The organism is Bacillus sp. JJ1764 (assembly GCF_036962145.1).
Taxonomy (GTDB): domain Bacteria; phylum Bacillota; class Bacilli; order Bacillales; family Cytobacillaceae; genus Neobacillus.
In genome coordinates this window covers 1-7,385 of record NZ_JBALNY010000060.1, presented here as the reverse complement: position 1 = coordinate 7,385, position 7,385 = coordinate 1, and the positions used below count along the sequence as shown (strand labels likewise).

Sequence of the window (7,385 nt, the reverse complement as noted above, 5' to 3'; positions counted from 1 at the left end):
ATTTTGCGATAGGGAATGCAAGAAGATAATCTAGTACAGCATTTAATGTTATGTACTTTATAAAGCTACCGTACGTTAATTTGAATACCCAAATAGTTGTTATAAAAAATAAACCTAAAAGGTATGAGAAATCTAAACGATAATTTGGAAATAAAGCATTTTTTACTTTCCACCACTTACGTCTATCAGCAATTTCACTTAACAAACTAAAGATATAACCAATAAAACTTGCTACAGGAATAAATCGAACAAAAGAATTTTTCCCTAGCAATGGAGCAGTTAACCAAGGAATAACTAATGTACTAAATGATAAAGCCTTTCTTTTATTAATCATAGTTGCCCCCACAAGATACAATTTTTCATTTAATATTCCCCTTTGTTCAGAAGTTTTATTCCATTAAATGCCCCGATTGTTTAAGACAAGTCGTTAAAGAACTAAGCTGCCCCGATAGTTGAATAAGCCTCCCTATCATTATAAAATTAATATAAAAAATCTCGCTTGCCATTTTTAACGCACAATTCGCTTAGCAATTAGCATACGAATCTGCACTCTGGCAATTACTTCTGTCATCGTACTAAAAGGGGTGGGAATTTGAATTCTAAAAACCTTGAATATACAGAAAAAACTATTTTATCAACAAAGAGAAGAAGTCCAATTCACTGAATTGAGCTGCTAATTTGTATGCAAATTACGTTTTTGTACTCGAAAACTGAACCCGTTACTTTCACAATCAGGCGCTTTTCTTGAATTAGAAGGCGTGTTATTGTAACGTCCCAACACATTGAAGGAGAACTTGTTAAGATGAAGTAAAGATTTTGAGGTTTTTTACTTAAACTAAAGGTGCTTTTTATTCAGTATGATGTGATCGAGGCGGTCATTTATTGTTGAACGGGTGTTTAGTTAAAGGAGAAGGAATACTCAAAGAAGGGTTTGCAATAAAGAGGGTGTGGCAGTTGGTGGATAGGAAAAAGAACCAATACTTTTATATAGTCATGGGATATATAGGTACTTTATTAATTTTGATTGCTGTTCTAAGGTACATTTTAATCATAGATGATGTCATAGGACGTGGACTCATGACATTTGGACTTATTTTTATCCTAAGTAGTTTAAGATTTATGGAAACCAAATTTCTTACAGTAAAAGAAAGACGAATTGTTAATTGGTCATTCTTTAGTGTGGCGGTAATAATTTTTATAATTGGTTTTATTTTTGTATAAATATCATCCTAATTGAATCATTTTCAACTTGACGGAGGAGTTAAACCAAAAAGGATTAATACTTCAATTGGTTCAAACTATATTGAAGTAACGGGAGGTACGTTCAATAATCATTTAGAAATGGTATAATAAAAAGAATATTCAGTCATTCAATATTCACGAGGTGAGTTAGTTATGGAAAAAACAGAATATGAATGGGTAAAACAAACAAGACAGATTTTATTAGACCAGTGTAAAGAATTGAACGAAATTGATTTTACAAAAGAATGTGGATTTGGTTTTCAGAGTATAAGAGATTCTTTAGTTCATGTGGCAGGTTGTTATCATGCTTGGCTGGGCTCTTTTACACTTTCAGAAACAACATCACCCCTATTAAAAAAGGATGTAATCAATGAGATGCAGATAGGAGATATTCAACGTTATTTTCAACAAGCGGACAAATATGTAGATACTGTAATTGAACAATACTCCGATAAATTTGATGATATTATCGAAAAAGAACCTTCTTGGAAGATTGGCAGTGGAGCTATTAGAAAAACGCCACACCAATCACTAACTCATTCTATTACACATGAATTTCATCATAAAGGGCAAATTGTTGCAATGATGCGTCTACTTGGTTTTAGACCTAAAAATACAGACATATTGGGGCTACAATAGAGGGAGTTCGGAAAATAATAAAAAAACAGCTATGAATAAGATAACCTAAAAAAATATTTTTAAGCTTTTTTAAGCAAATTCGTGAACAAATACCTTACACTAAAGGGTTGAGAGAGCTAGAGATACCAGATCGCTGCGCGGTCTTTTTTCTTGATGTAGTAGCTGAGCAGAATAGTTCATAAATACCTGATTCTCAAATAGACAAGTACAAAACAAATTTACCTTGTGATTGATTAGATATATAGTATTGACACATATAATATGTATACATATAATATAAATAAATACTATTCAAGGGGTGTTAACCATGTGGCAATTTGAGCACACCATTACGACGAAAGCAAAAGCAGAGACGATTTGGAACCTTTATAGTGATATCTCCACTTGGACAGAGTGGGATAAGGGGATCGCAAGTGCTTTGTTAGAAGGTTCATTTGTTAAAGGGGCACGAGGTTTGTTGCAGCCAGTCGGACAGGATCCTCTCCCATTTGAATTGACGGAGGTCAATCCCCTACAAGGTTTCTCAGATGTTACGGACATCCCGAATGCAGGCATTCAAATTCATTTCACACATGTGTTAATGGAATCCGCTGGAGAGATGCAGGTTACCCATAGGGTAACGATAAGGGGGATCAACTCGGAACAATTGGGTCCCAAATTTGGGGCACATATGGTAAAAGGTATCCCATCTACAATGGAGAGACTAGTTGCTTTAGCACTAGACAAGGAACGTCAAAATGAAGCATGATATCATGGGGAAGGCATGTCGGTATTGGATTGGTGTGGTTTCTGCTTCCCATGTAAGCAGGGGAGTAGAAGGCGGTTTTGCTCAGCTTTGTCATGGGAAGGCAGCACCGTTAAGAAGGATGCAACCGGGTGATTGGCTTATCTATTATTCACCAAAAACGGATATGAAAGATGGGGATCCGCTGCAAGCATTCACCGCTATCGGTCAGGTGCTGGATGATTATGTTTATGAATACCGGATGTCCGAAACATTCGTACCGTTTCGTCGTAACATTCGTTATATGGAGTGTAAGGAAGCAAAGATCCGGCCCCTTTTGGAGAAGCTAAGCTTTACACGTGGCGTTAAAAATTGGGGCTACTCGTTTCGATTCGGACATTTTGAGATACTGGAGGAAGATTTTCGCGTTATTGCGGACATCATGTTAAAAAGAGAGGGCGGTAGCATATATGAGTTCGAAATTCAATAATGCAGGGGAAAGCCCTGGTTTTATGCTATGGCAGGTGACAAATATTTGGCAGAGGGCAATGAGGAAGGCATTAGAACCATTTGAATTGACCCACCCACAATTTGTTCTCCTCTTTTCATGCAAATGGTTAAACGAACAAAACGTTCAATCAGGTATTTCACAAGTTCAATTGGCTCAGCATGTAAAGATGGATATCAATGTCACCTCACAGGTTCTAAGGACACTGGAGAAAAAAGGATACATTGAACGCAGACCTCACCCAAAGGATTCTAGAGCGAACATCATATCTGTAACCATGACTGGAGACGAGTTAGCTTCACGCGCCGTTCAAGCTGTAGAAGCAGAAGATCGGGCTTTTTTTTCAGGACTTGGTGATGAGGTAGGACATTTGAACAAACTTCTACAGCAACTGTCGCATCTTTAAGCCTTCATTGATCGTCGGTGGAAAAGTATGGTCGAAGCCCCATTGGCAATTACGCTCTACCGTGGCTACTGTTATAATAAGACCAAATAATATGAACAGAGTGGTCAATTACAATTAAGGTATAAACTCAAACATATTCTAGTAACTGCCTGAATATTTCTTCCAGTTCTATATCTTTATAATGGTATATTAGATATATCTAAATTATCAACAGAGGGGTAATAAATATGAACCAATTAGGGACACTTTACTTTTTCTGTGGAAAAATGGGAGCAGGAAAATCAACGAAATCAAAACAATTGTCTATAGATAAACAGGCGGTACTGTTGTCTGAGGATGAATGGCTTTCATCTCTTTATCCCAATCAAATTGCATCATTTGAAGACTATCTTAAATTCTCAGCTCAGCTTAAGCCGTTGGTGAAAAAGCATGTCCAAAACATATTAAGTGTCGGTACAGATGTAGTGATGGATTTTCCAGCTAACACTCAAAAACTACGAAAGTGGTTTTTGGATATAGCGTCCGAGATCAATGCAAGCCATCAACTAATTTTCCTTAATCTAAATAACGAGCAATGCTTACGTCAAATTGCACAAAGGCGTAACGAACAACCCGAAAGAGCAGCTTTTGACACGGAAGCGGTGTTCATTCAGGTTACTAAATTTTTTGAAGCACCTGAAGCATCCGAGGGTTTAAATATTTTAGAGTTTAGTGGAGAAGAATAACAAGAGTTCAACACAGCGTTATAAAACCAGAAGAAATATTCGTTTTCCACGGTAATTACATCTTCTTAATAAGCTGTTTCATTATTAAAAAGTGTGCATAGATTAATCTAAGCACGCTTTTTGTGTAAGGGATTACATTTTCACTGGAGAATGAGTTTCATTATAAGAAGTTGAAACCTTTAAGGTCACATTTTTAAGGAATTGTTGAAAAACCAATTTTCGGACAATAGTTGTTCTTTCGCCATTCGTTATTTCGTCGAGTTTCCCATCACTTGTTCCGCCAATTGGTAATTTAACATTACTGTTAACATTAAGCATTTTAAACGAGGAATCTAATTCTCCCTTTGGATAAGTTACACTATAAATGATTGCGGTAGAAGATTACCTATATTGGTTCCGTTGGCCTATCTTAGGCAAAAACTTATCATTTGAAAAACAAGTAGAACAAATGCTTATTTTGGCGTGTCATAAGTCAAGTTTGACAACTGTTGAGATCGGTAGGGATTTAAATATATAGTATTTTTGAATTTTTTGTATATCAATTGTTTTAGAAAACGGGTTTCTCCGATAAACCTTGCTCTTTTACCAGGCGAGATTGTGGAGTAAGGGTCGCTTTTCTTCTTGAACAAAAGGTGCAGTTCAGTTAAATAAACATACTAAAAGCGTATGTATATCAACATACGCCTTTTAATAATTCTAACTGGTTTTAGTTACTTTCTTTTCTTTTAGCTCTGAGACATAACCAATTAAAGTGGTAATAAAATAATAAATGCCTGGAAGTACAATGAAAGTACCAATTAGTAAATAGGATAGTCTTGTACTTATTTCTAATAATGGTGAAGAAGCAAACAAAATTCCAAGTGGCATTGTTACCCGTAAAAAAAGAAGGCGGACAGAACTCAATTGTGATAAACGTTCCCTAGGTGCTTTTTGTTGGAAGATAGCAGCACTTTGGGAATTATATAAGGGAAATAACACTCCCCCTAGAAGTTCGAAAGTCCATGCAAAGGGGATAGACTCAACAAAATACAATAGGATAAAAGAAAAGCCACCACCTATAAGTCCAAGATACATCGTTATATTGTTTTTAGCTAGTTTGGACAGCAGCACCATCCCTAAAGCATAACCTACAGGAAACATCCCAGAAAAAATGGCGTATTCCCACGCTTGTCCATTTAACTCGCTTCGAATAAAAGGAACATTTAAAACCATCGTTACCCCTACTGCAAACTGGACTGTCGAAGAAAGAAAAGTGAGTCTTAATAGTTCTGGAAGCTGAAAGAAGGTTTCATACCCTGCCTGTAACTCTTTCCACCAGAATTTTTTCGACCAAGTTGCTACCCTATTTGTACTTGAATAAGGGATTTGTGCAAGTGATAGATAACTAAGTAAGAACATGATGCTAGAAATAACGTAAATAACGTGTAGAGGAATGAATAAAAGTAGCAAGGAAGTAATACCAGGGGCGATAAAGCTCATTAGTCGAATGGTTCCATCTAACAGGCTATTTGTTTGAACGAGCTGTTTTTCTTCACTAATATCAGGTAAAAGTGAGAATGATAGACTAGCATATATTGGTTGCAAAAGTCCTAAAATAATTTGTAGTACAACCAATCCTCCTATTATTCCTAGTTCGGTTCCACTTAGATAACCGATAAAGGGGAACAGATAGGAACCTGAACGAATTAATTGGATATTTTTAAGCATCTTCTCTTTTATTACATGATTAAGAAATGGTGCACTTATTCCTTGCAAAATTAACGAAGGTAGGAAGTATACAAACCAAAGAACTCCCATCCATTCTTTCGAGCCTGTGAACTCATACAATAAAAGCCCATTTATTATCCCTCCAGCAGCACCTCCAAACTCAGAGATAATTTCACCAATCCAGAGGGATATAAACGAATTAGAATATCTTTTTTTAATCATAATGGTTCCCCAAGGTATTGATTGAGTCGTTTAGAGAATGATTGGATTTGTACAGTGTTTGCTGAATAAATACCTTTTTCTACTCGAATGAATTTAGAAGCTTTTAGCAATGATAGTTGATGATGAAGAGTTGTTTTTGAAACATTAAATTTCGTGCTCAATTCTTGGAGGGAATAGGGTCCTTTTAATATTTGATATAGTAACTTTAACCGTAATTCATCTCCCAATGCTTTATGACCTTGGACAAGCTCCTGAGGAGGAATACCTGGTCCTAATAATGCATCCTCGTTTAATGGATAAAAGAATAATTTTGTTTCAGATGTCCTTAGTTCTAGAACCCAAGGGCGATAGGATACATGGGGGATAAGTTTTACATGCCAAACAGATGGTTCAGGGAGATATTTTGTTCCACCCGTAATACGTTCAATTTCTTCTACTGGTTTAGAAACATCAATAACATTGTACTTCTTTTGTTCAATAGATAGGGCTTGCAGCCATAACCCCCAATCCTCATGTTTACTAATCCAATTACACCATTCAGAAATTGTATCGTTTAACAATCCAATTATCTCGACACGTTCTTTTTGCACTAAAGAAAGGACATAACCACGGAGATATTCATGGTCGTTAAAATTAGCTGCAAACTGAATAAAGGAGTTTGTATTCTTATAATTTTTAGCTGTCTTCTTTCTTAAAGTCTCATTAGCTCTGTCCATATAGGGTAATAATGCTTCATAAAACAGTTCTGGTTCCATTTCATAGATTCCATTCGAAAAATCTTGAATATTAGAAGAGCAAAGTTTATGTTGCAACATCAGTAAGCCGTACCATAAATTTGTCTGTTCGATTTCCTTTAAATTGCTTACTAATTTTGCTGACATATTGGATTGATGGTTTAACCACCTTTCATCATGCTCAAAAGTATGACGAAGCTTGCTGTGAGTATATGCAGCTATACCTAATACAGCCTCCCAAACAGGTGAAGACTCAACGGATATATGTAACTTCTCTTGCGATAATGGTGAATAAATGTGTTGCAAAGTAATCCCTCCTTAGATGGTTATATTCTATATTATTCGAATTTAAAATTCTATATTATTTGAATTTTTTTACTAATAATTTATAAGTGAGCATTTGATAGGGGCTCTTGTTCAACTAAAGGGTCCTTTATGCGGCAGTCTTCTTTTTTAATTGAACTACCATGAAAATAAA

Annotated in this window: 9 protein-coding genes; 6 read left to right on the top strand and 3 right to left on the bottom strand. The window is 35.8% G+C overall.

Going from position 1 to position 7,385, the window contains the following annotated elements; translation table 11 throughout:
• Nucleotides 1-334: hypothetical protein (locus V7083_RS10255; protein ID WP_335477431.1), on the bottom strand; the 334-nt coding region annotated here is incomplete at its 3' end.
• A 548-nt stretch (nt 335-882) separates the two neighbouring features.
• On the opposite strand from V7083_RS10255, the gene V7083_RS10250 reads away from it, so the two are divergent.
• The 6 genes from V7083_RS10250 to V7083_RS10225 all read left to right on the top strand — a co-directional run bounded on the left by V7083_RS10250 (nt 883) and on the right by V7083_RS10225 (nt 4,244).
• Nucleotides 883-1,221 carry a hypothetical protein gene (locus V7083_RS10250; RefSeq protein WP_335477430.1) on the top strand — a complete coding sequence of 113 codons (339 nt, stop codon included), beginning with the start codon at nt 883-885 and terminating at the stop codon, nt 1,219-1,221.
• A 174-nt stretch (nt 1,222-1,395) separates the two neighbouring features.
• A complete protein-coding gene (locus tag V7083_RS10245; RefSeq protein WP_335477429.1) occupies nt 1,396-1,881 on the top strand; it encodes a DinB family protein in 486 nt (161 codons plus the stop codon).
• Nucleotides 1,882-2,188: 307 nt separating this feature from the next.
• Nucleotides 2,189-2,629, top strand: coding sequence for an SRPBCC family protein (locus V7083_RS10240; protein ID WP_335477428.1), 441 nt, complete (start codon nt 2,189-2,191; stop codon nt 2,627-2,629).
• Complete coding sequence (locus V7083_RS10235) at nt 2,619-3,095, top strand: EVE domain-containing protein (protein WP_335477427.1); 477 nt, start codon at nt 2,619-2,621, stop codon at nt 3,093-3,095. Before V7083_RS10240 ends, V7083_RS10235 begins: the two co-directional genes overlap by 11 nt.
• On the top strand, nt 3,076-3,519 hold the full coding sequence (locus V7083_RS10230) for a MarR family winged helix-turn-helix transcriptional regulator (RefSeq protein ID WP_335477426.1): 444 nt from the start codon (nt 3,076-3,078) through the stop codon (nt 3,517-3,519). The genes V7083_RS10235 and V7083_RS10230 overlap by 20 nt, the downstream gene beginning before the upstream one ends.
• Before the next feature lie 227 nt (nt 3,520-3,746).
• Nucleotides 3,747-4,244: an AAA family ATPase gene (locus V7083_RS10225; protein ID WP_335477425.1), complete on the top strand. Its 498-nt coding sequence runs from the start codon at nt 3,747-3,749 to the stop codon at nt 4,242-4,244.
• 696 nt (nt 4,245-4,940) lie between these two features.
• On the opposite strand, the gene V7083_RS10220 is transcribed toward V7083_RS10225, so the two are convergent.
• Nucleotides 4,941-6,173 (bottom strand): MFS transporter, encoded by a 1,233-nt coding sequence (locus V7083_RS10220; RefSeq protein ID WP_335477424.1) that lies wholly within the window; start codon nt 6,171-6,173, stop codon nt 4,941-4,943.
• Complete coding sequence (locus V7083_RS10215; RefSeq protein ID WP_335477423.1) at nt 6,170-7,213, bottom strand: ArsR/SmtB family transcription factor; 1,044 nt, start codon at nt 7,211-7,213, stop codon at nt 6,170-6,172. The genes V7083_RS10220 and V7083_RS10215 overlap by 4 nt, the downstream gene beginning before the upstream one ends.
• Nucleotides 7,214-7,385 lie beyond the last annotated feature (172 nt).